We start from the raw sequence: 24,581 nt of genomic DNA, 5'->3' as shown, positions 1-24,581 counted from the left end.
GGTGGCTACGACGGGATTCGAACCTGTGACCCCATCATTATGAGTGATGTGCTCTAACCAGCTGAGCTACGTAGCCAAAACCATATTTTTTGTTCTCAACGCTTTGTTGCCTTGTCGTTGGGAACGGCGCGCATTATGCGAAGTTGAGTGAGATCCGTCAACAGTTTTTTTTAATAAATTTCGGAAAAAACCTCGTTCGCTTCCTTTTTAAACAAAGAGGCGTGTTTATGATCTAAAACTGGAAATAAATTAGCTTGCAGTTGCGTAATTTATTTTTGTTCATTTACTTAAGGTATTAAAAAAGCCAGCTTAACAGCTGGCTTTTAGTGTAAATGAAGTGTTTAGAATTCATTCATTTAATTAAACATTGAAGCGGAAGTGTACAACATCACCATCTTTTACGATGTAGTCTTTACCTTCTAGACGCCATTTACCTGCGTCTTTTGCGCCATTTTCACCATTGAATTGGATGAAATCGTCGTAACCGACTACTTCTGCACGAATAAAGCCTTTCTCGAAGTCAGTGTGGATCTTACCTGCCGCCTGAGGCGCAGTTGCACCAACAGGGATTGTCCAAGCACGTACTTCTTTAACACCTGCTGTGAAGTAGGTGTGTAGAGTCAGTAGTTCGTAACCAGAGCGAATTACACGGTTCAGGCCCGGCTCTTCGATCCCCATATCTGCTAGGAATTCTTCGCGATCTTCATCTTCTAGTTCAGATAGTTCAGATTCGATAGCTGCACATACAGGTACAACGACATTGTTTTCTTTTTCTGCGAACTCACGAACCGCATCTAGATATGGGTTATTTTCGAAGCCATCTTCGTTTACGTTTGCAATGTACATAGTTGGCTTCAGTGTTAGGAAGTTTAGGTAGCCGATTGCTGCTAACTCTTCTTTAGATAGCTCAACTGTGCGTGCCATGCCGCCTTCAGTAAGTACTGGTAACAGTTTTTCTAGTACGGTTAGTTCAAATTTTGCGTCTTTATCGCCGCCTTTTGCCTTCTTCGCGTTACGTTGAATCGCTCGCTCACAAGAATCTAGATCAGCCATCGCAAGTTCAAGGTTGATCACTTCGATATCTTCGATAGGTGAAACTTTACCTGAAACATGAACAATGTTTTCGTTTTCAAAACAACGTACAACGTGGCCAATCGCGTCTGTTTCACGGATGTTAGCTAGGAATTTGTTACCTAAACCTTCACCACGTGATGCACCAGCAACAAGACCAGCGATGTCCACGAACTCCATCGTCGTTGGAAGAACTCTCTGTGGGTTAACGATCTTAGCTAGTGCGTCTAGACGTAGATCTGGCACAGGAACCACACCAGTGTTTGGTTCAATGGTACAGAACGGGAAGTTTGCTGCTTCGATACCCGCTTTAGTTAGTGCGTTGAACAGAGTTGATTTACCTACGTTAGGTAGACCAACGATGCCACATTTAAAACCCATGATAGTAACCTTATTCAGCTTTGAACGTGTGGAGGCGATTTTGTGCTTTAGATAGGCCATCCTTAATCAGGATATCTAGACAACGAACAGCCTCATCAGCTGCTGCATCTAAAAGCTCTTGCTCTTTAGCTGGCGCTTTACCTAATACAAAACCCGCCACTTTATCTTTGTGTCCCGGATGACCAATGCCAATACGAAGACGATAAAAATCTTTGTTATTGCCCAGTTTGCTAATGGTGTCACGCAGACCGTTGTGTCCACCGTGCCCCCCACCTTTTTTAAACTTAGCGACACCTGGCGGTAAGTCTAGCTCGTCATGAGCGACCATGATCTCTTCAGGTTTAATTTGATAAAATTTCGCAAGCGCTGCGATCGATTTACCTGATAGATTCATGAAGGTGGTTGGGATAAGCAAACGGAGATCCTGGCCATTGACCATAATGCGTCCTGTTAGACCAAAAAACTTTGGTTCGTTCTTCAGTGTAACGTTGTGAACGCGTGCTAATTCTTCTACAACCCAAGCGCCCGCATTGTGACGAGTTCTGGCGTATTCTGGTCCTGGGTTAGCAAGACCAACAAGAAGTTTGATTTGTTGACTCAAGGTTAGGATCTCTCTGGAATCTCAAAAAGCGCAGTATGATAGCACAGAAAACTCGCGGTGGGCGACCAAGGGATTTTCTAGTTATCAGTACAAATAAAAAAACACCCCAAAGAGGGGTGCTTTTTAAATCAGTGTAACTGAAATGTTCGTATTAGTTGAACATTGCAGAGATTGACTCTTCATTGCTGATACGACGAATCGCTTCAGCCAGCATGCGAGATAGGCTTAGTGTTGTCACTTTACCTGTTGCAGCCATCTCTTTAGACAGAGAGATAGAGTCAGTTACTATAACTTGGTCAAGAACTGAGTTCTTGATGTTATCCGCAGCGTTGCCTGAGAATACTGCGTGAGTAGCGTAAGCGAATACACGCTTAGCACCGCGCTCTTTTAGTGCTTCAGCTGCTTTACATAGTGTGCCACCTGTGTCGATCATGTCATCAACGATCACACAGTCACGACCTTCAACATCACCGATTAGGTTCATTACTTCAGAAACGTTTGCACGTGGACGACGCTTATCTACGATTGCGATGTCGATGTCGCCTAGTGCTTTTGCTGTTGCACGAGCACGAACAACGCCACCTAGGTCAGGAGATACCACTACAGGGTTATCTAGACCGCGAGCCTGCATATCTTCAAGTAGCACTGGCGTGCCGAAGATGTTGTCTACAGGTACATCGAAGAAGCCTTGAATTTGCTCTGCGTGTAGGTCGATAGTTAGAACGCGGTCAACACCAACGTTAGATAGGAAATCAGCAACAACTTTTGCAGTAATTGGCACACGCGCAGAACGTACACGACGGTCTTGGCGAGCGTAGCCGAAGTAAGGGATAACTGCAGTGATACGGCCTGCTGAAGCACGGCGCATTGCATCAATCATAACAACCAATTCCATTAGGTTGTCGTTAGTCGGTGCACAAGTGGATTGAATGATGAAAACATCGCTACCACGAACATTCTCATTGATTTGAACTGCAACTTCGCCATCAGAAAAGCGAGAAACAGATGCATCACCAAGAGAGATGTAAAGACGATCAGCAATACGTTGGGCTAGTTCAGGTGTTGCGTTACCAGCAAATAGCTTCATATCAGGCACGGTGGAAACCTCGGGTTTGCGTCCAGTTTAAATAGGTCGGTGTGAGGCTGATTGGTATTCAGCCAAAGTCTCTTTTAATGGCGAAATATTGCGCCCTTGAGCGACAAATGCCGAGACTTTATCAGAGAGTTGTGCAAGGATAGTTTCTGCTTCAGATTTGCTCGAAAATTCAGCAAAAACGCAAGATCCTGTCCCCGTCAATCTTGACGGCGCGTATTGTAGCAGCCAAGAAAGTTGCTTATCAACCTCTGGGTAGAGCATTCGTACAATTTTTTCGCAATCGTTTACGCTTGGCGTATTTAAAAGTGTTTCTAGATCTCGTTTTGGGGTGTTTCGCGTTAGATCTGGATGACAAAAAACGTCGACGGTTGCAATAGATACATTCGGTCTGACGACTAAATACCATTTTTCTTCGGGATAAGCAGGAGAGAGTTTTTCACCAACACCTTCAGCAAAAGCTGCAAATCCGCGCACAAATACGGGCACGTCTGCGCCTAGTTTTAAACCTATTTCAGCCAGTTCGTCGTCAGTTAGATTCAGTTGCCATAAGTAATTCAGTGCCACTAATGCTGTAGCTGCGTTCGATGAGCCTCCGCCAATGCCTCCACCCATAGGCAGCACTTTCTGTAGCTCAATATGCGCGCCAAAAGGGCAGTTTGAGTAAGCTTGAAGCGCGGTTGCTGCTTTCCAAATTAAATTGTCTTGAAGAGGCACACCTTCTATCTCTGGAGAAATCGTAATATCACCAGAATAGTTCGCTTGAATAGTGAGCTCATCGCCGTGATCGACGAATTGGAATAAGGTTTGTAACTCGTGGTAGCCATTTTCTGTACGGCCGTTGATATATAGAAAGAGATTCAATTTCGCTGGTGATGGCCAGCGTGTTGAAAGTTCAATCATTGGGTGATGTTCCATTTTGTGATCACTAGATTTATTTTGACATCAGCTGTGGTGAGTTTCAGCTTATTTGGCAGAGGGAGAGACTGTTCATGCCATTGAACGTCGCCATATCTTTGATATGCAATACTCCAATCATTTAAACCAATTTGTTTGTTTAACGCTTGCAGTGTATTGGTTGGAGACAGTTGGAATTTGTCGGCATCGGTCGGTAGACCTAATAGCCAGTCAGGCATGTGATCGACGGGCATCATCAACCCTGTAAGACGGTAAATCAGCTGGTTAGCACTGCGAGAAGAAAGGACCTGATCGTCGTAAGTTTCTACTGTGGCGCCTTGTGGGGTGATGGTGAGCTTTAATGCCGTTTGTCCGAGAATCGTTGTTAAACGCAACTGGCTTAGTGCTGAAGAATGTTTCCAGTAGAAGTTTAAATTTTGTCTTTGGTCTGGGCCAATATAACCAAGTTTCCCCGTTGCTTGAAAATCTTGGATGGTTTCGAGTCGCTGCTCATGAGCTTGCCATTCAACGCTGGTAACACTTTCAGGAACGGACGAACAACCAGCGAGCAGTAAGCTCGACAAGAAAAAAAGAATAAAGGAGCGTAACGTCATGTTTGATGGCTTATTAATCAGTTTCATCGGGAATCGCTCACAACTATAGCATTGAAAAGTCGCACTTAGGAAAACAAATCCGGCTTACCCTTTCAATAAATGCGTGCTTACAGTAAAATTCTGGACCTATTTTATAACCTATCCCAGAGATACCACGTTAGATGTCCTTGCTTGCTATTGGAATTAATCACAATACAGCGTCTGTCGACTTGCGAGAGAAGGTGGCGTTTGGTCCGGATAAACTCGGCCCTGCACTCGAGCAACTTAGAGAGCACGAAGCAGTTAACGGCAGTGTGATTGTTTCAACCTGTAACCGAACTGAGTTGTACTGCGATGTTAAGCAAGGAGCGCGAAACAAGTTGATCGAGTGGCTTGCTCAATTTCATCAAGTGAGCCGCGAAGATTTAATGCCGAGTTTGTATGTTCATGAAGAACAAGCTGCAATAAAGCATTTGATGCGCGTATCGTGCGGTCTTGACTCTCTGGTGTTGGGTGAGCCTCAAATTTTGGGGCAGGTAAAGCAAGCATTTTCTGACTCGCGAGATCATCAAGCTGTCGATGCCTCGATTGATAAACTGTTTCAAAAGACGTTCTCAGTCGCCAAACGGGTGAGAACAGAGACAGATATTGGTGGTAATGCCGTGTCCGTGGCTTATGCGGCATGTACACTGGCAAAACATATTTTTGAGTCGTTATCAGATTCAACCGTGCTTTTAGTTGGTGCGGGTGAGACGATTGAATTGGTCGCGAAGCATTTAGCGTCCAACGGTTGCACAAAAATGATTGTCGCGAACCGCACTAAAGAGCGCGCGCAAGGCTTAGCGGACCAATTTGGCGCAGAAGTGATCAGTTTGAACGAAATTCCTGAACATTTGGCGAAAGCGGATATTGTGATTAGCTCAACGGCGAGCCCATTGCCTATTATTGGCAAAGGTATGGTCGAAACGGCTCTAAAGCAGCGCCGACATCAACCTATCTTGTTAGTCGATATTGCGGTGCCGCGAGATGTAGAGTCGGAAGTCGGTGAACTGAACGACGCATATCTGTATTCTGTTGATGACTTGCAATCTATCATCGACAGCAACATTGAGCAGCGTAAAGTCGAAGCGATTCAAGCTGAAGCGATTGTTAGTGAAGAAAGCGCTGCGTTTATGACATGGTTGCGTTCACTGCAAGCCGTCGATAGTATTCGCGACTATCGCAAATCAGCCAACGAAATTCGTGAAGAGTTACTGAGCAAAAGTTTGCAATCTTTAGCGGCAGGCGCAGATCCGGAGAAAGTGCTGCGCGAGCTGAGTAATAAACTCACCAACAAACTGATTCACGCTCCAACTCGCGCATTGCAAAGTGCAGCAGAGCAAGGCGAACCAGCAAAATTAACGATTATCCGCCAAACACTTGGCTTGGATGATCTATAACTCACGCTTTTTATTAAGAAAACGACACTATGAAAGCCTCTATTCTGACTAAGCTAGAAACGCTAGTAGAACGTTACGAAGAAGTTCAACATCTTCTTGGTGATCCTGATGTAATTGGAAATCAGGACAAATTCCGTGCTCTATCAAGAGAGTACTCTCAGCTAGAAGAAGTAACCAAGTGCTTCCAAGCTTATCAACAAGCACAAGAAGATCTTGTCGCCGCTGAAGAGATGGCAAACGAAGACGACGAAGAGATGCGTGAAATGGCGCAAGAAGAAATCAAAGAAGCGAAAGCGACGATTGAGCGTCTTACTGATGAGTTACAGATTCTTCTTCTGCCAAAAGATCCGAACGATGATCGTAACTGTTTCCTAGAAATTCGTGCAGGTGCGGGTGGCGATGAAGCGGGCATTTTCGCGGGTGATCTATTCCGTATGTACAGCAAGTACGCAGAAAAGCGTGGCTGGCGCATCGAAGTCATGTCTTCAAACGAGGCTGAGCACGGTGGTTACAAAGAGATGATCGCAAAAGTGAGCGGCGACGGTGCATACGGCGTGTTGAAATTTGAGTCAGGCGGTCACCGTGTACAGCGTGTTCCTGCAACTGAATCTCAAGGCCGTGTGCATACTTCTGCTTGTACAGTAGCAGTAATGGCGGAAATCCCTGAAGCGGATCTGCCTGAAATCAAAGCAGCAGACCTGAAAATCGATACGTTCCGTGCATCTGGCGCGGGTGGTCAGCACGTTAACACCACGGATTCTGCAATTCGTATTACCCACTTACCAACGGGTACGGTAGTAGAGTGTCAGGATGAGCGTTCACAGCACAAGAACAAAGCGAAAGCAATGGCTGTTCTTGCTGCTCGTATCGTTCAAGCGGAAGAAGAGCGTCGTGCCGCAGAAGTGTCTGATACACGTCGTAACCTTCTAGGTTCTGGTGACCGTAGTGACCGTATTCGTACATACAACTACCCACAAGGTCGTGTGTCTGATCACCGTATCAACCTAACCATCTATCGTTTGAACGAAGTGATGGAAGGTGACCTGCAGAGCTTGATTGATCCTGTGATTCAAGAGCACCAAGCAGACCAACTTGCGGCGCTCGCAGAGAACGGCTAATCGATGAGCCAAGTTCAATCGATTGAGCAAGCACTGAAAAGTGCGACGGCGAAACTGGCAGAAGGCGGCAAAGAGTCGCCTTCTCTCGATGCAGCTGTACTCCTTTGCCATGTCCTTGGCAAACCACGAACTTATCTACTGACCTGGCCAGAAAAAGCATTAGAAGCAGAGCAACAAGCAAAATTCGACGCTCTACTTGAACGACGTTTAACTGGTGAACCCGTCGCTTATATTATTGGTGAGCGAGAGTTTTGGTCTTTACCGTTCAAAGTTTCTCCCTCTACCTTGATCCCAAGACCGGATACAGAACGTTTGGTCGAAGTTGCACTCGATAAGACCTACGAGCAGACTGGGCCTATTTTAGATCTTGGAACGGGGACGGGGGCAATTGCTATCGCACTCGCATCTGAAATGCCAAAACGTCAAGTAATGGGCGTAGATCTCAAACAAGAAGCGAAAGCACTTGCAGAGTACAATGCTGAGCAGCTAAACATCAAAAATGTGACCTTTGCTCAAGGCAGTTGGTTTGAGCCTATTACAGAAGGTACGAAGTTTGCTTTAATTGTCTCCAACCCGCCATATATTGATGAAAAAGATCCACATTTATCCCAAGGTGATGTGCGCTTTGAGCCAAAATCTGCATTAGTTGCTAAAGAGAATGGCTTAGCTGATATTCGTCATATCTCGGATCTTGCTCGTCAGTATCTTGAAGTGGGCGGTTGGCTGGCATTTGAGCATGGTTATGATCAAGGTGAGGCGGTGCGTGAGATAATGCGTGGCTTTGGTTACCAACAGGTCGCTACGGAAAAAGATTATGGCGGTAACGATCGAGTAACACTTGGTTGTCTGGCCAGTTAATCATGGAAGTCAGCAAACACTAACTAAAAAGAGAAGAAAAATGTACGTAGCTCTAAAACACATACACTTAGTGACGATCGCTCTCAGCGCAACGCTACTATCGATCCGATTCGTGTTAATGATGATGAACTCACCGAAGCGAAATAATCGCTTTTTGAAAGTGTTTCCCCACATCGTTGATACTGCATTGCTAGTGTCAGGTATCGCGCTTATTTTCATTACTGGTTTCATCCCGTTTACCGATGCCGCACCGTGGTTAACAAACAAAATCACCTGCGTACTGGCGTACATTGCGCTTGGATTCTTCTCATTGAAACTTGCGAAAAACAACCTACTGAAGATATTTGGCTTTTTCGGCGCATTAGGTTGGTTGGTCATGGCTGCAAACATTGCTGTGTCTAAGAGCCCTACGTTATTTGGATAGACGTCATGTTAGAGTTTTTTGACGAAGATTTTGACAATATACCGTTGGTGGAAGGTGCGCTTGAGCTAAACAAAGCGATTAACCCAGAAACCAAAGTACATTGGGCGAAACAAGAGTTAGAGCGTCTTTACAAAGATGCAGAAGCCACGCTTGTTCATGAAACCGATGAAGAGCAACGATTTGATGCATTCCTACGACTGTTTTTCCACGAGTGGGGATTCAAAGGCGACGAGCAGGAATACTTTATTTCGGACAACAGCTTCATCGATAAAGTGTTGGAGCGCAGAAAAGGTATTCCTGTGAGCTTAGGTTCGATTTTGTTATACCTAGGCAAAAAGCTGGGGTTCCCGTTGAAGGGAGTTACTTTCCCTACTCAGTTCCTGTTAAAAGTCGACTGGATGCATAAGAAGCCAGACTACATCAACCCATTTAATGGTGAGTATGTAGGTGAAAGGATTCTTCAAGCTTGGCTTATTGGCCAGGAAGGACCGCTAGCTCAGCTAAAGGCTGAACATTTTGAGGAAGCTGACAACCCAACAATTATTGGTCGCTGGTTGGCATTGATTAAAAGTGCGATGTTGCGTGAAGAGCATTATACGCTGGCATTACGTTGTACAAATCTTGCTCTAACGTTTGTGCCAGATGACCCATACGAAATTCGTGACCGTGGTTTTATTTTCCAACAGCTAGAGTGCCCTCAAGTAGCGGTATCAGATTTTCAGTACTTTATTGACCAATGCCCTGACGATCCGGCTTCCGAGCTACTAAAATCACAAGTTAATGTGATGAGTGAAACGCACGTCACACTTCACTAATTTTATCGATGTGCCGAACTGTGGCGTATCGTGGACAGAAAAAGAGAATCAAAATGGAACAGAAAATCGTTAATATCGGCGACATTCAGGTTGCTAACGACAAGCCATTCACCCTATTTGCAGGTATGAACGTTCTTGAGTCTCGTGATCTTGCGATGCAGATCTGTGAGCACTACGTAAAAGTAACGGAAAAACTTGGTATTCCTTACGTATTTAAGGCGTCGTTTGACAAAGCAAACCGCAGTTCTGTTCATTCATACCGCGGTCCAGGTCTGGAAGAAGGTATGAAAATCTTTCAGGAGCTGAAAGACACTTTTGGTGTAAAGATCATCACGGACGTTCACACTGAAGCGCAAGCTCAACCTGTCGCTGACGTGGTAGACGTTATTCAGCTTCCTGCATTCCTAGCTCGCCAAACTGACCTTGTTGAAGCTATGGCCAAAACAGGTGCGGTTATCAACGTGAAGAAACCTCAATTTATGAGCCCTGGTCAAGTGGGAAACATCGTTGAGAAGTTCGCAGAGTGCGGTAACGACAAGATCATCCTATGTGAGCGCGGTTCTTGCCACGGTTACGATAACCTAGTTGTAGACATGCTTGGTTTTGGTGTGATGAAAAATGCTTCGAAAGGTAGCCCAATCATCTTTGACGTAACGCACTCACTACAAATGCGTGACCCATCAGGCGCAGCATCTGGCGGCCGTCGTGAGCAGACGGTTGAGCTTGCAAAAGCGGGTCTAGCGACAGGCATCGCAGGTCTATTTATCGAAGCGCACCCAAACCCAGACCAAGCGCGTTGTGATGGCCCATCTGCACTGCCTCTAGACAAGTTAGAGCCATTCTTAGCACAAATGAAATCGCTTGATGATCTGATCAAGAGCTTTGCAGATATAGATATCAAGTAAACGCCAGATGACTGGTGGTAACAAATACTATAGCCAACCGAGTGTTGGCTATTTTTTTATCTGAAAAGCCGTGAATTCTCAAACTTGTTACTGATGAATTTGTTATTGCTAAACAATGCATCATAATTATTAAATCAATGTGTTAGGGTGCACGTGGTTTTCAAATAGATCGAATGCTTAAAATGTGCTTCAGTAATCCCAATAAGAAAAAGGTAAATAAATGAATCAGCGTCTGATGATCAAAACTGTTTTGAGTGCCGCTATCTTGGCCTCGTTAGCTGGGTGTGCTACGCAACCTGCACCAGAATGGAATGCCGATACAACCTATAAATTGACCGTGTTGCACACTAACGATCATCATGGTCGCTTTTGGCAAAATCGATACGGTGAATATGGCATGGCGGCGCGTAAAACGTTAATCGATGATTTGCGCGAAGAAATACAGGCTGAGGGGGGCAGCGTGTTACTGCTTTCTGGTGGTGACATCAACACAGGAGTACCTGAGTCTGATTTACAAGATGCCGAGCCGGATTTTAAAGGCATGAGCAAAATTGGTTACGATGCGATGGCTCTAGGTAATCATGAGTTTGATAATCCATTGGACGTGCTATTCAAGCAGCAAGAGTGGGCAAACTTTCCGATGTTGTCTGCCAATATTTACGATAAAAATACTGGCAAGCGTTTATTCCAACCATATGCGATGTTTAAAAAGCAGGGCATTAAAATTGCGGTCATTGGCCTTACAACCGAAGACACAGCGAAACTTGGCAACCCTGAATTCATTGAACAAATTGACTTCCGTGACCCAAAAGAAGAAGCCAAGAAGCTGATTGCAGAACTGAAAGAAACAGAGTATCCAGATCTGATTTTTGCTGTCACGCATATGGGACACTATGAAAATGGTAATAGAGGCATCAATGCTCCTGGCGATGTGGCGTTAGCTCGTTATTTGAATGACGGCGATCTCGACATGATCGTTGGAGGACACTCACAAGAACCTGTGTGCATGGAAGGTCCAAACGTTATCAAAAAGAACTTTAAACCAGGTGATGAATGTCAGCCCGATAAACAAAATGGTACCTTTATTGTTCAGGCACATGAGTGGGGGAAATATGTGGGACGCGCCGATTACGAGTTTCGTAATGGCGAACTCTCGATGGTGAGCTACGATCTAATCCCTGTAAACTTGAAAAAGAAAGTTAAAGTTGATGGTCAGTCGCAACGAGTCTTGATCCAAGATGAGATTAAACAAGACGAAATGATGCTTGAGTTTCTTCGTCCTTATCAAGAAAAAGGTCAGGGCAAACTAAACGTGAAGATTGCAGAATCTAACGGTAAGCTTGAGGGTGACCGCAATGTGGTTCGTTACCAGCAAACAAACTTAGGTCGATTAATTGCAACGGCTCACATGGAACGTGCGAAAGCAGATTTCGCCGTAATGAATTCTGGCGGCGTTCGCGATTCGATTGCAGCAGGTGAGATTACCTACAAAGATGTGCTGACTGTTCAGCCATTTGGCAATATGGTCTCTTACGTTGATATGACGGGCAAAGAAGTATTGGATTACCTAAATGTCGTTGCAACTAAACCTGTCGACTCTGGAGCTTACGCGCAGTTTGCCGGCATTGCGATGAGTATCAATAATGGTGAGGTAACCAATGTGTTCATTGGTAATAAGCAACTTCGCTTAGATGGTAATTACCGCTTTACCGTACCAAGCTATAATGCTGCTGGTGGAGATGGTTACCCTAAAATCGACGATCATCCAGGGTATGTAAATACAGGTTTTACCGATGCTGAGGTTTTGAAGGATTATTTAGAAACACATAGCCCTATTGATGTTAATGAGTATGCCCCTTCAGGTGAAATCACGTATTTAGTTGATACGGCGATTGATCAGTAACCCAACAGATAAAAAGCGATTGACTCAAACTCGCTGATATCATTAACTAAAAGCGCAGATCCAATTCAATCTGCGCTTTTTGTTTTTATGAGGAGAATCTTGATGACTCCGGCCATTAATCTTGCGAAAAAGAAAAAAATTCCACACACGATTCATCAGTTTGAGCATGACCCTAGAGCCGATAGTTATGGCTTGGAGGCTGCTGAAGTACTGGGGCAGGATCCGAAAACAGTATTTAAAACCTTGCTGTTCTGCTTGAACGGGGAGCCAAAGAACCTTGCGGTTGCGATTATCCCTGTTGATCAAAAGCTGAACCTAAAACTGGCGGCGAAAGCAGCGAAGGGCAAAAAGGCCGATATGGCTGATCCGGAAATCGCCCAAAAGACCACAGGTTATGTCGTTGGTGGAATTAGCCCACTAGGGCAGAAGAAAGCCTTACCTACTTTTTTGCACGAAAGCGCAGCAGAGCAAGACACAATCTGTGTGAGTGCTGGTAAACGTGGTTTAGAAATTGAGTTAGCCCCGAGAGATTTGCTGAGCTTAACTCGCGGTCAGTTTGCACCTCTTTGTTTGTAAACTCATGACAAATAAAAAGGACGCTCATGAGCGTCCTTTTTTGATCTTGCCTGTCAGTGAAGCGTTACTTCTTCAGACTCAATGTACCACCAGTGCGTTTAGCTGGTTTACTTGGTTTCGCGGCATTTGGGTTCATGTAATGCTGCTTGGGCTTACTCGGTGATTGAGGCTTGTTTACTGAATGCGTATTGCTTGATGCATCTGGTTTACGGTGTGATTTACCATGCTCGCCTTGCGGTCTGCTGCGTTCACCTTGTGGTTTCGCTTTGTAATGTTCTTTAGCTGGACGTCCGCCTTCATCATCACACTGACGACGCTTTTGTTGACCTTTTTTCGAGTTTGGTGCATGACGGAATTCATCAGCATTGTTACCACGGAAAGTTCGTGTCTTCTGGTTACGACGAGCAGTAGAATCTTGGTTTTCTTCACGGCTATCAAACAGCTTCGCGTCGGTCGCTTTACGAATGTTGCGACCTCTAGAGTCTGTTTTTGATGCTTCTTCTGTACCTACCGAGCCTTCACACATTGCTAGGATCTCTGCCACTTCTTCGTCACTTAGATAACGCCATTTCCCATTGGGAATACCATCAAGAGAGATATTCATGATGCGTACGCGACGCAGCTTGAATACTTCATAGCCCAGCGCTTCACACATGCGACGGATCTGACGGTTAAGTCCTTGAGTGAGCACAATACGGAAAGAGAATTTAGTTTCTTTCGTTACCTTACAAGGTAGGGTGACTGTGTCGAGAATCTTAACGCCACTCGACATCTGTTTGAGAAACTCGCCTGTAATTGGCTTGTCCACGCGTACGACGTACTCTTTTTCGTGGCTGTTGCCTGCGCGAAGGATTTTGTTCACGATGTCGCCATCGTTGGTCAAAAAGATCAGACCATCAGAGGGTTTGTCTAAGCGGCCGATCGGAAAGATACGTTTTTGGTGGCCGATGAAATCAACGATGTTTCCAGGGACGTCTCTCTCAGTTGTACAGGTGATGCCTGTTGGTTTATTGAGAGCGATATAAATCGGCTTCTCTTTTGCTGCCACTGGCTTACCATCCACACAAACATCATCACCAGGTAGCACTTTTGTCCCCATTTCAGGTTTGTTGCCATTAATGGTGACACGGCCTTGCTCAATCAGTCTGTCTGCTTCACGGCGTGAGCAAAACCCCGTTTCACTGATGAATTTATTTAATCGTTTAGCGTTGTCTTGTGACATTTTTGTCTCCTAACGTTTCACAACGGCGAATGAAGCTCCCTTCCTCTAAGGGGAAGGAAGAATAAGGGCGGGCATTCTAGCATTAGGGTGAAATTTAGCCTAACCGTTTTTGGTGACGTTCGCGGGTTTCTAATTTCTTTTCCGCACTTTTTCTAAGTAGGACGTAAACGGCTCCAGTTCCACCGTGAAAGCGTTGCGCACTATGGACGCATTGGACTTCCTTTATTTGTCGTAGCCAACTGCTAACAAAGCTTTTCATCATTGCAGGTGGATTTGAGCGTTCTCCTCGACCATGGACGATAACGACGGTTCTAATGTCCATTGATAGGCATTGCTTTAAAAACGTCACGACTTCATCACGTGCTTCTTTCAATGTTTTACGGTGCAAATCCAAGCGAGCTTGGATTGGATACTTACCAAGGCGAAGTTTGCGGTAAACCCCGTCCTGTACACCATCACGTTTGAACTCAACAAAGTCCTCTGGCTTGAGCATTTCAGCGTGATCAAGTGATAGGTATTCTGGGTCATCTTCCGTTAACCAGATTGCTGCTTCGCGTTTTGCGAGCTGTGCTTCTGTTACTTGGTGTACTTTTTTGTGTTCGGTGGTGTCTTGAGTGATTGGCTTTACATCGCCCATCATCTGTTGAAATAGATCAAAATCGTCGTCGTGAGACATAGCAGTAATCTCATTAAGAACAGGGAAGAATAATAGGATTATATCAATGAGTGGTGCATTGAGATCAAATAAAAAACCGGAGTAGGCAAGTAACCGACTCCGGTGCAAAGCGTTTCTAGAGCTAAGCGAGATCTAGTGAGGAGATTTGTCGTTCATGATCTTGTATATGAAGAAACCGCCGTAAAATAACATCAGACCAATTGCCCCAAAAATTACTATCATTGACGATAGACCCACTGCATTACCAAATAGGAGATCAAGCCAAAAGTCCATACGTTTCCTCCAAGATGTTCCCGACAGGAATAAACTAAATGGCGGTGTCTTGTTGCACACTGATCTGGATCAATTATGTTGCTAAGGTTAATAAACTGTATTTTGTTGTGAGTTATCAGTCACATTTTACGTGCTAGTGTTCAGTTATTCATCAAACGAATTAAGACCTAAGGTTTTTTTGTAAAAAGCACTTGCGCCACAGTTCAGAATCCGTAATATACGCATTCGTTGACGGGGACAATTCCTCAGTTAAACATCTCGGTGAATAGCGCAGCTTGGTAGCGCATCTGGTTTGGGACCAGAGGGTCGGGGGTTCGAATCCCTCTTCACCGACCACTTTCAGAAATCCTGCTCAATGAGCAGGCTTTCGTCGTTTTAGCGGCAGCAAATTTGACTTTGATAGTAGCGAACCAAATGGGGTTCGCCTGAAGTTAGAATATGGCTCTTCATCGACACATATTGAGAAAAAGGCTCTACAGAAATGTAGAGCCTTTTTCGTATTTGGTGATATTTATTTGGAACCAGAGGATCGGGGTCTGGAATGCCAGTCCTCTGGAAGCCCAGTCGCGTCGAATCCCTACTTCACCGACCACTTTTAGAAATCCTGCTCAATGAGCAGGCTTTCGTCGTTTTTAGTGCTAGTAATTTTAGACTTCAATAGTATCGAACCAAATGGGGTTCGCTTGAAGTTAGAACATGGCTCTTCACCGATACGTATTGAGAGGAAGGCTCTACAGAAATGTAGGGCCTTTTCATTTTTTAGAGCGAGTAAATTTATTACTTGATGTCACACGAGATAGTATTGATAGGAGTTTCAGAAGTAGTGAAACAGACATAAGCGGTCTTTGGGTGATTTGGCCCAATCTTGACGTAACCCGCTTTTAAATCGTCTTCATCAAACGTTACTGAGTGAGATTTGCTTGTATTTCCATCATAGTAAACCGCTTCAAAGCCTTGGTTCATCATATGTGCAACGCGATTTCGAGTGTGGGCTGTTGAAAACGTGATGTTCGCGCAACGCATCATTGGTTTTTCGGTAATAAGAAATTGACCACTCTCTTTATCTAAAACACCGCCTTTTACTTCCGGAGTTATATCAATAGCTTGAAAAGATTCTACGTTGCATGGCGGTTTAGCATAAGACAACGAAGAAGTGAGCATAATTCCAATCGTGTATAGGAATAAATATTTAAATTTCATATGAGTTGTTTTGTATCCACTTAGCTTAACGGCGTTTTATAAGAAAGTTTGAATGAATTTTAAATGGTTGTATTTAAATAATTATATTTAAATGGCATTTTTCAAACAATCACTAGATATCACAATTTGCTTGGCGCGTCTTACCCAGTGGTTTGATGTTAAATCCCCGATTTTTAAGTAGTTCAATCAGGTTATCTTTACCTACTAAATGCAAGCCACCAACAACAACGGTGTAGCGACCCGATTGTTGAGGTAAAACACTGCCAGTGTCGAGTTTTTTAGCCCAATCTCGATTACGCTCGTATAAAAAGGCTTGGTTAAACTCTTCTGTTGTATGATCGGTCAAAGAGGCTTCGACCAACATGCTACCATCACCACTCTTCCAACTCTCTATCAAGCATTGAACTAACTCTTCTCCGCCATCATATTCTTCAATTGATGAGAGAAGTATCTCTTTACCGCCTTCTGATTGACCTGCGATTAAATCGATTTGGAATTGCACGGACTCCAGTGGAATGACCGGGATTTGCTTTTTATCAGCGAGTCCTATTAAGTGCATGTCGACCCCTTTATCAGAGACATACCCCAGTTTGTTGACTAAAGCGAGTTGGATGGTGAATGCGGCCATCCAAGGTGGGGAATTTAGGAGTTGAGTTTCTGGCAAACCTAAATCTTGGGCAATTTCAATTAAGTGGCGACGTTGAGCTCTGTCTAAAACATCTTTAGAAAGAATGGTTGTTTGTGGGTAAACCAAGCCTTCAGAATTCCTGACGTCTGCTTCAATAATCAACCCTGCGCTTTGGCTTAAATGCTGGATGACCGTTCTAGGGAGTGGGTACATCGTTTTATCCCCCACATGTACCGAGCCAATAATCATAAGTTCGGTTTCCCCTTTTTTTGCTAACCAATGCTGTGGCTCTGCATAAGATGAAAAAGGAGTCAAAGTAACAAGTAGAGATGATATGAGCGTCAAGAGACGAAACATAGAATGGTCCTCAGATAAGATACCTTTAAACTTTATACGCAAAATAGCGTGAGGTTAAGTGCAATTTCTCCAGTGGGGTATTCGACAAAATCGTCATTTCTAAAAATATTGACGAGTTTTGACGACGAATAAATGAGAGTCACTTCACGAAAGGTAAATAGGTAATTCGCTTACTAATGGCTCACAAAATAATTAGGCGTGATCCAAATCTTACAAAATCAGTCGTAACTCATGAATATAAGTGACCTAGATCGCAGCAAACTCGTCAAAACAAGTTGTTCGATTTTGACGTGTATTGTAACTCCATGAAAATTAGGTTTTTATTATTTTTTCTGAGTGTCATTTTTTGAACTGGATCACTTCCTATTTCTATTTATTTTACGCTTAGAAATAACAGGTTGTATGTTGAATGTAACGGTTAGGCACCTCGCATTTGAGGGGCCGAGATTTTTATCATTGTCGTTTTGAACCACTGACTTTTTTGGGGAAGTAAGATGTTTAAACCTAGTCTGATTGCTGTTTCTGTTATCACTACATTAGCAGGTTGCTCTGCGCTGCAAAGCTCTGAACAACAAGTTGTAAATTCGTTGGCTAATAATCTTGATATTCAATACCAAGTGTTGACTAACCACGGTGCAAACGAAGGTCTTGCTTGTCAGGACTTAGGGGCTGAGTGGGCGTCTTGTAACAAGGTAAACATGACGCTGGTTAACCAAGGTGAAGCGGTTGACTCAAAAGATTGGGCTATTTACTTCCATAGCATTCGTCTGATTCTGGATGTTGAAAACGAACAGTTTAAAATCTCTCGCGTAACGGGTGATCTACACAAACTAGAACCAACAGATAAGTTTGATGGTTTTGCTGCGGGTGAAGAGGTTGTGCTTCCTCTTGTTGCTGAATACTGGCAGCTATTTGAAACTGACTTCATGCCAGGCGCTTTCGTTGCTGCACCAAATGCAGAGCCTAAGATGATCGCTTCTCTTAACACAGAAGACGTTGCATCTTTCGTGACTGGCCTTGAGGGTAACAACCTAAAACGTACGCCAGATGACAACAACGTATTTGCGAGCGCTGTGTCTCGTTTCGAGAAGAACGAAGATCTAGCAAAACAAGACGTATCAACCACGTTACTACCAACGCCAATGTCTGTTGAAGCAGGTAAAGGTACGGTAGATATCGCGGCGGGTATTGCGCTGCCTAAAGACGCATTCGATGCGGCTCAATACGCAGCAATTCAAGGTCGTGCAGAAGTGGTAGGTGTGGATGTTCGTGGTGATCTTCCTGTAAGCATCACTGTTGTTCCTGCAGACTTCACCGGTGAATTGGCAAAATCTGGTGCTTACGAAATGAGCATCAAAGGCGACGGTATTGCGATTAAAGCGTTTGACCAAGCAGGTGCTTTCTACGCAGTACAATCTATCTTTGGCCTGGTAGATAGCCAAAATGCTGATTCTCTACCACAACTGTCTATTAAAGATGCGCCGCGTTTTGATTACCGTGGTGTGATGGTGGACGTGGCTCGTAACTTCCACTCTAAAGACGCAATTCTTGCAACGCTTGACCAAATGGCCGCGTACAAGATGAACAAACTACACCTTCACCTAACGGATGATGAAGGCTGGCGTTTAGAAATCCCGGGTCTGCCTGAGCTGACTGAAGTGGGTGCTAACCGTTGTTTCGATTTGGAAGAGAAAAGCTGTTTACTGCCTCAGCTTGGCTCAGGCGCAACGACAGACAACTTTGGCTCTGGCTTCTTCAGCAAAGCAGACTACGTGGACATCTTGAAGTACGCGAAAGCGCGTAACATCGAAGTGATTCCTGAAATCGATATGCCAGCGCACGCACGTGCAGCAGTGATATCAATGGAAGCACGTTACGACCGTCTGATGGAAGAAGGCAAAGAAGCCGAAGCGAACGAGTACCGCCTGATGGACCCTCAAGATACATCGAACGTAACGACGGTTCAGTTCTACAACAAGCAAAGCTTCATCAACCCATGTATGGAATCTTCAACTCGCTTTGTTGATAAAGTGATTTCAGAAGTAGCAGCAATGCACCAAGAAGCGGGCACGCCGCTAACAACATGGCACTTTGGTGGTGACGAAGCGAAGAACATCAAGCTAGGCGCTGGTCTGCAAGACATCAACGCAGAAGACAAAGTAAGCTGGAAGGGTAACATTGATTTGTCTAAGCAAGACAAGCCATTCGCACAGTCACCACAATGTCAGACGCTAATTGCAGACGGTACGGTAAGCGATTTTGCTCATCTACCAAGCCACTTTGCAGAAGAAGTGTCGAAGATGGTGGCAGAGAAAGGCATTCCAAACTTCCAAGCTTGGCAAGATGGCCTTAAGCACAGTGAAGGTGAGAAAGCGTTCGCAACAGAAAACACACGTGTTAACTTCTGGGACGTTCTTTACTGGGGTGGCACATCATCAGTGTACGAATGGTCTAAGAAAGGTTACGACGTTATCGTTTCTAACCCAGACTACGTATACATGGACATGCCGTACGAAGTTGACCCGAAAGAGCGTGGTTACTACTGGGCGACGCGTGCAACAGATACTCGTAAGATGTTTGGTTTTGCACCAGAGAACATGCCTCAGAACGCAGAAACCTCTGTAGACCGCGATGGTAACGGCTTCACTGGTAAAGGTGAAATCGAAGCGAAACCTTTCTATGGTCTATCAGCACAGCTGTGGTCTGAGACAGTACGTAACGACGAGCAATACGAGTACATGGTATTCCCTCGCGTACTAGCAGCCGCTGAGCGTGCATGGCACCGTGCTGATTGGGAAAACGACTACAAAGTGGGTGTTGAATACTCGCAAAACTCTAACCTAGTAGACAAAGCTGCGCTAAACCAAGACTACAACCGCTTTGCGAACGTACTTGGCCAACGTGAACTGGCTAAGCTAGAAAAATCAGGTATCGACTACCGCCTGCCTGTACCAGGTGCGAAAGTAGAAGATGGCAAGCTAGCAATGAACGTTCAGTTCCCAGGGGTGAAGCTTCAATACTCTCTAGACGGCAAGAACTGGCTAACTTACGCAGATAATGCTCGTCCAAATGTGAAAGGTGAAGTGTTTATCCGTTCTGTGTCAGCAACCGGTGAGAAAGCAAGTCGAGTGACCAGCGTGAAATAACTCAATTCTTGTAAGTTAATTTTTTGGCAAAGCCTCAACCTCATGTTGGGGCTTTCTTTATTTTTTGAGGAAATTAAGCGTGATCGATGTCTAATTATTTTTCATTGATAAATAAGTTTTTGGTTGTAATGGTCAAGGTTATTGTGAACTGGATCGACTTAATCTGCTAAATATCAATAAATTATCTGTTTACGATCACACTTCTATTTTTTGAATAATTTTATAAAAATACGATAAGTGCCTGTATTTCCCATGTTTTTATCAGGGTTGTTGAGCTTCGGTTTGAACAAGATCACTTTTTAAAATGTTTTATTTTTCATCGCGAATTAATTGAAACAATATTGCGAACGCCAAGGAGGCACATTCCAAAGTTTGCGATAAAAGGGAAGAGATGCCCTCTAAAACTATCGCATAACGTGAATAAATAAAGGCAGTAATTATGAAAAACATTTTTGCACTGAGTGCTCTTTCTCTCGCTTTCGCTTCTAGCGCTTTTGCTGGTTCTTCTTACGTAACAGGTAATGTTCAATTCCACGATGATGGTCGAATTCATGGTTCGGACGTTACGTCTACACTGGAAGCTGGTCATACTTTTGATAACCAATTCGGCGGCTTTACGGTTTACACCGAATTTGATGGTATTCAGTTGGGTAAACTGGAAACAGAAAACGGTGGCGCAGGTAACACAACACCAGCAATCACTGTGGGTGGTGAGCAGTCATTTAATATTACCGATCATTTATGGGTTGCCGCGGGTTACCAACACCTGTTCTCTGCTGGCGAGAATGTACAGTACCGTCCATTGGTTAAGATCGGTTACAACTTCGATAACGGCATCTCCTTAAGTAACCGTACTCGTGCGCACATTGATGCGACAGACGCAGATGCGGATACAGATTACCGCATGGACAACCGCATCGGTTACGTGATGAATGAGGATGTGACGCTAAGCTACAACAACGTCTACATGATTGAAGCGGAAACCATGGACCACGAGCTTCGTGCAACGTGGACTCGTAAAGGTGTTCAACCTTACTTTGAGTTCCGTAGTCAAGCACACGGTGCAGAAAACGCGAGTGGTGACAGCCTAGTGAATAACGCTTTTGTATTTGGTGCCTCTTACGGCTTCTAATTTTATATTTGTCTTAACTGTCCATTAAGAAAAAGCCCAGCGGTTTATCTCGCTGGGCTTTGTTTTTATTGGTCGTTGCCTTCGTGGTGGCTATATTCGAACACTTGGCCTTTTTCGTTAAAGGCGTAAACGGTGTAGCTGTCTTTTTTGTCGCCATATTCCATACCAGGGGAGCCCATTGGCATGCCCGGTACTGATAAGCCTTTTGCGTTACGTGGTGGATTTTTCAAAAACGCTTTAATGTCTTCGGCTGGAATGTGACCTTCAAACAGATAGCCGTTGATCTCTGCCGTGTGGCAAGAGTAAAGCTGTTCATTCTTGATGCCTAGATCGCGTTTGATGGCGTTCATGTCATCGTGCAATTTTTCTTCGACCGTAAAGCCGTTCTCTTCCATGTGTTTTGTCCATTCTCCACAACAGCCACAGTATGGCGATTTATGGTTAATGACATCGGCTGCCAATACGTTGGCGGACACGGTCGCAAGCATTGCAAAGGTCAATAGTTTCAACTTCATAATACCCTCAAAAAGAAGTGGTTATTTTACTGAAAACAGTCGTAGTCGATTTGCATTACTAACGACAGTAATTGAAGACAGTGCCATTGCCGCTCCTGCGACAACAGGACTGAGCAAAAATCCAAACGCTGGGTAAAGCACGCCAGCGGCAACTGGAATACCCAACGAGTTGTAAACAAAGGCACCAAATAGGTTTTGCTTCATGTTTTTAAGTGTAGCGCGAGAGAGTTCAATCGCATGTACTACCGCCATTGGTGACGTGTTCAGGATGGTCATTTGCGAACTTTCAATGGCGACATCACTGCCGCTACCCATGGCAATACCTAGGTTGGATAACGCGAGAGCAGGGGCGTCGTTAATGCCATCCCCCACCATTGCCACGACATGTCCTTGAGATTGAAGTTGCTCAATGTGCTGAGCTTTCTCATCTGGCATTACTTGGGCAATCACTTCATCAATACCAAGTTCTTGGCCGATAGCATTGGCAACGTGTTGGTTATCGCCCGTCAGCATTACCGTTTTGATGCCTTGCGATTTTAATGCAGAGAGCGCTTGCTTCGCATCTGATTTGATCGGGTCGGCAATGGCGATCAGACCGATCAGTTCGCCGTTCAATGCCACAGCTACCGGAGTCCACGCATTTTTTGCGCATTCATCGATGGCAGGTTTTAGTGCGCTGGTCTCGACGTTCTCTGCTTGCATAAATTGAAGCGAACCAATGAGCAGCGGTTTATCTTGATACGTCGCCAAAATGCCGCGTCCGCGAACGTTCTCAAACTTGTCTAATGAGACGTCTTTTGCGTCGTGTCGTTTGGCGTAATCACATACCGCTTTTGCCAGTGGGTGCTCAGACTGACGCTCTGCCGCATACGCTAAAGCCAATAGATCTTCTTGGCTGGTGGCGTGAGTAAACACTTGCTGAACGCTAGGTTTACCTTGGGTAAGTGTGCCAGTTTTGTCGAACACAACCGTGTCGACTTTGCTTGCCAATTGCAGGGCGTCGGCGTCTTTGATCAGAATGCCGAGCTCTGCGGCTTTACCCACTCCCACCGTGACAGAAAGTGGGGTTGCTAAGCCTAGGGCGCAAGGGCAGGCGATGATCAGGACGGTTGTGGTGACCACCAGCATATAACTCGCTTTTGGCTCTGGGCCAACGGCAAACCAAACGAGCGCGGCCAGTATTGCTATACCAACAACGACAGGGACAAACACCGATGAAATCTGGTCTGCCAGTTTCGCGATGGCTGGCTTACTGCTTTGCGCTGTGCGCACCATGCGGATGATACGAGCCAGCATGGTATTTGCGCCAATGCCCGTTGCCTCAATGACTAATCCACCATCGGTGTTTAATGTCCCGGCAGACACTTGAGCCTCTTGCGCTTTTAATACTGGTACTGGTTCACCAGTGAGCATCGACTCATCAATGTATGATTCACCTTGAATCACAACACCATCAACAGGCACTTTCTCGCCTGGTTTGATACGCAGTTTCATGCCTAACGTGATTTGCTCAACCGCGATTTGTTGGTCGCCTTGTTCCGTAATTACCGTAGCTTGCTGAGGTTGCAGGTTAATCAACGCTTGTAAGGAACGTGTTGTGTTTGCTTTGGCTTTTGCTTCTATATAGTGCCCAAGAGAAATTAAGCCGATGATCATTGCACTCGCTTCAAAGTACACGTGGCGTGAAGCAAGAGGGAACCAGTCTGGGAAAATCACCACAAGCATCGAATAGAACCACGCTGCGCCAGTACCGAGCGCGACTAACGTGTCCATGGTGGCGCGCTTGTGAGTAGCTGCTAACCAAGCGTTACTGAAGAAGTGTTTCCCTGCTGTGGCAAGAAGGAGTAAACATACGATACCGATCGCGCCCCAAGCTAATTGGTCGTTGGTGTTGCGAATCATCATATTGCCGCCAGCTACGCCCCAAATCATTAAAGGGGCACCGACGACAAGGCCAGCAATAGCATCCAGTTTAAAGCGTTTTTGTTGCTGACGTTGTTGCTGTGCTTGCTTTTCTTGCTGGGTTGCGGCGTCTTGTAGGATCTCTGCTTGGTAACCGGCTTGTTTTACCGATTCAACAATTGCGTTAAGGAGGTCATCAGAGTCTTGGCTTGCGAATACTAGTGCGCTTTGTTCTGCAAGGTTGACCTGTGCTTTCTCAACGCCTTCTACGTTAGTAAGTGCTTTCTCTACTGAAGATACGCAACTCGCACACGTCATGCCTTGAATCAGCATTTGCAATTGAATACTCGCTGGTGGCACCTGCGTATCTTTAATATTGCTTTGCTTTTCTACCGGCTCGGTCTCTGGTAAGCTTTCGTTCTCTACTTCAACAGAATCAAGGTTGGCGGTATAGCCGAGTGTTGCTATTAAGTCGATCACTTGTTGCTCGGAGAGGAGGGTACGAATCTCTAAGTGCGTTGTTGAAGCCTCAAAAGAAATAACGTCTTGATTAGATTCTAATAAAGATGAAAGTTTTTTGACGCAACCGCCACAGCTTAAGCCTGAAAGGTTTAGTTCGTAGTGATTTCCTGCTTGGTAACCAAGAGATTCAATCGACGAGACGAGCTCTTTAAGAGAAGACTCGGTTTTGACCTCTACTTGCGTCGGGGACAAATTGAGGATCTCCACATCGTGATTCGCATGTAAAGCATTCTCAACTTTTCTCGCACAGCCCATGCAGTTGAGCCCTGATAAAGGTATAACTAACTGATACATAATCTGCACCTCAATAGTAGTGATGCTATGAGCTTAAACC

Annotated in this window: 22 protein-coding genes and 2 tRNA genes; 11 read left to right on the top strand and 13 right to left on the bottom strand. The window is 44.9% G+C overall.

The window, feature by feature from the left end:
• Positions 1-2: 2 nt before the first annotated feature.
• The 6 genes from R7Q11_RS16300 to lolB form a co-directional block, all read right to left on the bottom strand.
• Positions 3-76: transfer RNA gene (locus R7Q11_RS16300), tRNA-Met, on the bottom strand.
• A 284-nt stretch (positions 77-360) separates the two neighbouring features.
• Positions 361-1,452 carry a redox-regulated ATPase YchF gene (ychF, locus tag R7Q11_RS16295; RefSeq protein WP_005393178.1) on the bottom strand — a complete coding sequence of 364 codons (1,092 nt, stop codon included), beginning with the start codon at positions 1,450-1,452 and terminating at the stop codon, positions 361-363.
• Positions 1,453-1,462: 10 nt separating this feature from the next.
• Positions 1,463-2,053 carry an aminoacyl-tRNA hydrolase gene (pth, locus tag R7Q11_RS16290; RefSeq protein WP_005384112.1) on the bottom strand — a complete coding sequence of 197 codons (591 nt, stop codon included), beginning with the start codon at positions 2,051-2,053 and terminating at the stop codon, positions 1,463-1,465.
• Between the two features lie 151 nt (positions 2,054-2,204).
• Complete coding sequence (locus tag R7Q11_RS16285; RefSeq protein WP_005393176.1) at positions 2,205-3,149, bottom strand: ribose-phosphate pyrophosphokinase; 945 nt, start codon at positions 3,147-3,149, stop codon at positions 2,205-2,207.
• 27 nt (positions 3,150-3,176) lie between these two features.
• Positions 3,177-4,049, bottom strand: a complete 873-nt coding sequence (gene ispE, locus R7Q11_RS16280) for a 4-(cytidine 5'-diphospho)-2-C-methyl-D-erythritol kinase (protein WP_225466577.1) — start codon at positions 4,047-4,049, stop codon at positions 3,177-3,179.
• Positions 4,046-4,684: a lipoprotein insertase outer membrane protein LolB gene (gene lolB, locus R7Q11_RS16275; protein WP_017634843.1), complete on the bottom strand. Its 639-nt coding sequence runs from the start codon at positions 4,682-4,684 to the stop codon at positions 4,046-4,048. The genes ispE and lolB overlap by 4 nt, the downstream gene beginning before the upstream one ends.
• A 134-nt stretch (positions 4,685-4,818) precedes the next feature.
• Between lolB and hemA the strand changes: the two genes are divergently transcribed.
• From hemA to ybaK, 8 genes are all read left to right on the top strand, one after another.
• Positions 4,819-6,075, top strand: a complete 1,257-nt coding sequence (hemA, locus tag R7Q11_RS16270) for a glutamyl-tRNA reductase (protein WP_225466576.1) — start codon at positions 4,819-4,821, stop codon at positions 6,073-6,075.
• Between the two features lie 29 nt (positions 6,076-6,104).
• Positions 6,105-7,193: a peptide chain release factor 1 gene (gene prfA, locus R7Q11_RS16265; RefSeq protein ID WP_005382222.1), complete on the top strand. Its 1,089-nt coding sequence runs from the start codon at positions 6,105-6,107 to the stop codon at positions 7,191-7,193.
• Between the two features lie 3 nt (positions 7,194-7,196).
• Positions 7,197-8,051, top strand: a complete 855-nt coding sequence (gene prmC, locus R7Q11_RS16260) for a peptide chain release factor N(5)-glutamine methyltransferase (RefSeq protein ID WP_042524123.1) — start codon at positions 7,197-7,199, stop codon at positions 8,049-8,051.
• A 40-nt stretch (positions 8,052-8,091) separates the two neighbouring features.
• Positions 8,092-8,475, top strand: coding sequence for a SirB2 family protein (locus tag R7Q11_RS16255; RefSeq protein ID WP_005382225.1), 384 nt, complete (start codon positions 8,092-8,094; stop codon positions 8,473-8,475).
• Positions 8,476-8,480: 5 nt separating this feature from the next.
• Positions 8,481-9,290: a SirB1 family protein gene (locus R7Q11_RS16250; RefSeq protein ID WP_042524122.1), complete on the top strand. Its 810-nt coding sequence runs from the start codon at positions 8,481-8,483 to the stop codon at positions 9,288-9,290.
• A gap of 53 nt (positions 9,291-9,343) precedes the next feature.
• The gene (gene kdsA, locus R7Q11_RS16245; protein ID WP_005384095.1) at positions 9,344-10,195 is read left to right on the top strand and encodes a 3-deoxy-8-phosphooctulonate synthase; all 852 of its coding nucleotides are present in this window, start codon (positions 9,344-9,346) and stop codon (positions 10,193-10,195) included.
• A 220-nt stretch (positions 10,196-10,415) separates the two neighbouring features.
• A complete protein-coding gene (gene ushA / locus R7Q11_RS16240) occupies positions 10,416-12,098 on the top strand; it encodes a bifunctional UDP-sugar hydrolase/5'-nucleotidase UshA (RefSeq protein ID WP_005382230.1) in 1,683 nt (560 codons plus the stop codon).
• Positions 12,099-12,200: 102 nt separating this feature from the next.
• The gene (ybaK, locus tag R7Q11_RS16235; protein WP_225466575.1) at positions 12,201-12,674 is read left to right on the top strand and encodes a Cys-tRNA(Pro) deacylase; all 474 of its coding nucleotides are present in this window, start codon (positions 12,201-12,203) and stop codon (positions 12,672-12,674) included.
• 64 nt (positions 12,675-12,738) lie between these two features.
• Here the strand turns inward: ybaK and rluF are convergent, their stop codons facing one another.
• The 3 genes from rluF to R7Q11_RS16220 form a co-directional block, all read right to left on the bottom strand.
• On the bottom strand, positions 12,739-13,896 hold the full coding sequence (rluF, locus tag R7Q11_RS16230; protein WP_213908009.1) for a 23S rRNA pseudouridine(2604) synthase RluF: 1,158 nt from the start codon (positions 13,894-13,896) through the stop codon (positions 12,739-12,741).
• A 94-nt stretch (positions 13,897-13,990) separates the two neighbouring features.
• Positions 13,991-14,572, bottom strand: coding sequence for a DNA endonuclease SmrA (gene smrA, locus R7Q11_RS16225; RefSeq protein ID WP_005382233.1), 582 nt, complete (start codon positions 14,570-14,572; stop codon positions 13,991-13,993).
• A 132-nt stretch (positions 14,573-14,704) separates the two neighbouring features.
• Positions 14,705-14,845 (bottom strand): DUF3149 domain-containing protein, encoded by a 141-nt coding sequence (locus R7Q11_RS16220; RefSeq protein ID WP_005382236.1) that lies wholly within the window; start codon positions 14,843-14,845, stop codon positions 14,705-14,707.
• 259 nt (positions 14,846-15,104) lie between these two features.
• Between R7Q11_RS16220 and R7Q11_RS16215 the strand changes: the two genes are divergently transcribed.
• Positions 15,105-15,181 (top strand) — tRNA-Pro (locus R7Q11_RS16215).
• A gap of 441 nt (positions 15,182-15,622) precedes the next feature.
• On the opposite strand, the gene R7Q11_RS16210 is transcribed toward R7Q11_RS16215, so the two are convergent.
• Entirely contained in the window at positions 15,623-16,006 is a 384-nt protein-coding gene (locus R7Q11_RS16210) for a hypothetical protein (protein ID WP_372009610.1), read from the bottom strand.
• A gap of 151 nt (positions 16,007-16,157) precedes the next feature.
• Positions 16,158-17,030, bottom strand: coding sequence for a TraB/GumN family protein (locus tag R7Q11_RS16205; protein WP_005382001.1), 873 nt, complete (start codon positions 17,028-17,030; stop codon positions 16,158-16,160).
• A 494-nt stretch (positions 17,031-17,524) separates the two neighbouring features.
• Between R7Q11_RS16205 and R7Q11_RS16200 the strand changes: the two genes are divergently transcribed.
• Together R7Q11_RS16200 and R7Q11_RS16195 are read left to right on the top strand one after the other, a co-directional pair.
• Entirely contained in the window at positions 17,525-20,176 is a 2,652-nt protein-coding gene (locus R7Q11_RS16200; protein ID WP_054575473.1) for a beta-N-acetylhexosaminidase, read from the top strand.
• A 439-nt stretch (positions 20,177-20,615) separates the two neighbouring features.
• Positions 20,616-21,308: an oligogalacturonate-specific porin KdgM family protein gene (locus R7Q11_RS16195; protein WP_005382004.1), complete on the top strand. Its 693-nt coding sequence runs from the start codon at positions 20,616-20,618 to the stop codon at positions 21,306-21,308.
• A 65-nt stretch (positions 21,309-21,373) separates the two neighbouring features.
• Here R7Q11_RS16195 and R7Q11_RS16190 read toward each other — a convergent pair whose 3' ends face one another.
• Together R7Q11_RS16190 and R7Q11_RS16185 are read right to left on the bottom strand one after the other, a co-directional pair.
• A complete protein-coding gene (locus R7Q11_RS16190) occupies positions 21,374-21,823 on the bottom strand; it encodes a DUF411 domain-containing protein (RefSeq protein ID WP_005382005.1) in 450 nt (149 codons plus the stop codon).
• A gap of 21 nt (positions 21,824-21,844) precedes the next feature.
• Positions 21,845-24,541 (bottom strand): heavy metal translocating P-type ATPase, encoded by a 2,697-nt coding sequence (locus R7Q11_RS16185; RefSeq protein WP_225466574.1) that lies wholly within the window; start codon positions 24,539-24,541, stop codon positions 21,845-21,847.
• Positions 24,542-24,581: the final 40 nt, after the last annotated feature.

Source organism: Vibrio sp. 970 (assembly GCF_033339075.1).
Note: the sequence above shows the minus strand (reverse complement) of the source record. Positions and strands in the feature narration are given on the sequence as shown.

Bases quoted from the DNA above. Each gene is read 5' to 3' on its own strand.
- ychF (WP_005393178.1), bottom strand. From the start codon at position 1,452: ATGGGTTTTAAATGTGGCATCGTTGGTCTACCTAACGTAGGTAAATCA.
- ispE (WP_225466577.1), bottom strand. From the start codon at position 4,049: ATGATTGAACTTTCAACACGCTGGCCATCACCAGCGAAATTGAATCTC.
- lolB (WP_017634843.1), bottom strand. From the start codon at position 4,684: ATGAAACTGATTAATAAGCCATCAAACATGACGTTACGCTCCTTTATT.
- hemA (WP_225466576.1), top strand. From the start codon at position 4,819: ATGTCCTTGCTTGCTATTGGAATTAATCACAATACAGCGTCTGTCGAC.
- prfA (WP_005382222.1), top strand. From the start codon at position 6,105: ATGAAAGCCTCTATTCTGACTAAGCTAGAAACGCTAGTAGAACGTTAC.
- prmC (WP_042524123.1), top strand. From the start codon at position 7,197: ATGAGCCAAGTTCAATCGATTGAGCAAGCACTGAAAAGTGCGACGGCG.
- R7Q11_RS16255 (WP_005382225.1), top strand. From the start codon at position 8,092: ATGTACGTAGCTCTAAAACACATACACTTAGTGACGATCGCTCTCAGC.
- R7Q11_RS16250 (WP_042524122.1), top strand. From the start codon at position 8,481: ATGTTAGAGTTTTTTGACGAAGATTTTGACAATATACCGTTGGTGGAA.
- kdsA (WP_005384095.1), top strand. From the start codon at position 9,344: ATGGAACAGAAAATCGTTAATATCGGCGACATTCAGGTTGCTAACGAC.
- ushA (WP_005382230.1), top strand. From the start codon at position 10,416: ATGAATCAGCGTCTGATGATCAAAACTGTTTTGAGTGCCGCTATCTTG.
- ybaK (WP_225466575.1), top strand. From the start codon at position 12,201: ATGACTCCGGCCATTAATCTTGCGAAAAAGAAAAAAATTCCACACACG.
- rluF (WP_213908009.1), bottom strand. From the start codon at position 13,896: ATGTCACAAGACAACGCTAAACGATTAAATAAATTCATCAGTGAAACG.
- smrA (WP_005382233.1), bottom strand. From the start codon at position 14,572: ATGTCTCACGACGACGATTTTGATCTATTTCAACAGATGATGGGCGAT.
- R7Q11_RS16220 (WP_005382236.1), bottom strand. From the start codon at position 14,845: ATGGACTTTTGGCTTGATCTCCTATTTGGTAATGCAGTGGGTCTATCG.
- R7Q11_RS16210 (WP_372009610.1), bottom strand. From the start codon at position 16,006: ATGCTCACTTCTTCGTTGTCTTATGCTAAACCGCCATGCAACGTAGAA.
- R7Q11_RS16205 (WP_005382001.1), bottom strand. From the start codon at position 17,030: ATGTTTCGTCTCTTGACGCTCATATCATCTCTACTTGTTACTTTGACT.
- R7Q11_RS16200 (WP_054575473.1), top strand. From the start codon at position 17,525: ATGTTTAAACCTAGTCTGATTGCTGTTTCTGTTATCACTACATTAGCA.
- R7Q11_RS16195 (WP_005382004.1), top strand. From the start codon at position 20,616: ATGAAAAACATTTTTGCACTGAGTGCTCTTTCTCTCGCTTTCGCTTCT.
- R7Q11_RS16190 (WP_005382005.1), bottom strand. From the start codon at position 21,823: ATGAAGTTGAAACTATTGACCTTTGCAATGCTTGCGACCGTGTCCGCC.
- R7Q11_RS16185 (WP_225466574.1), bottom strand. From the start codon at position 24,541: ATGTATCAGTTAGTTATACCTTTATCAGGGCTCAACTGCATGGGCTGT.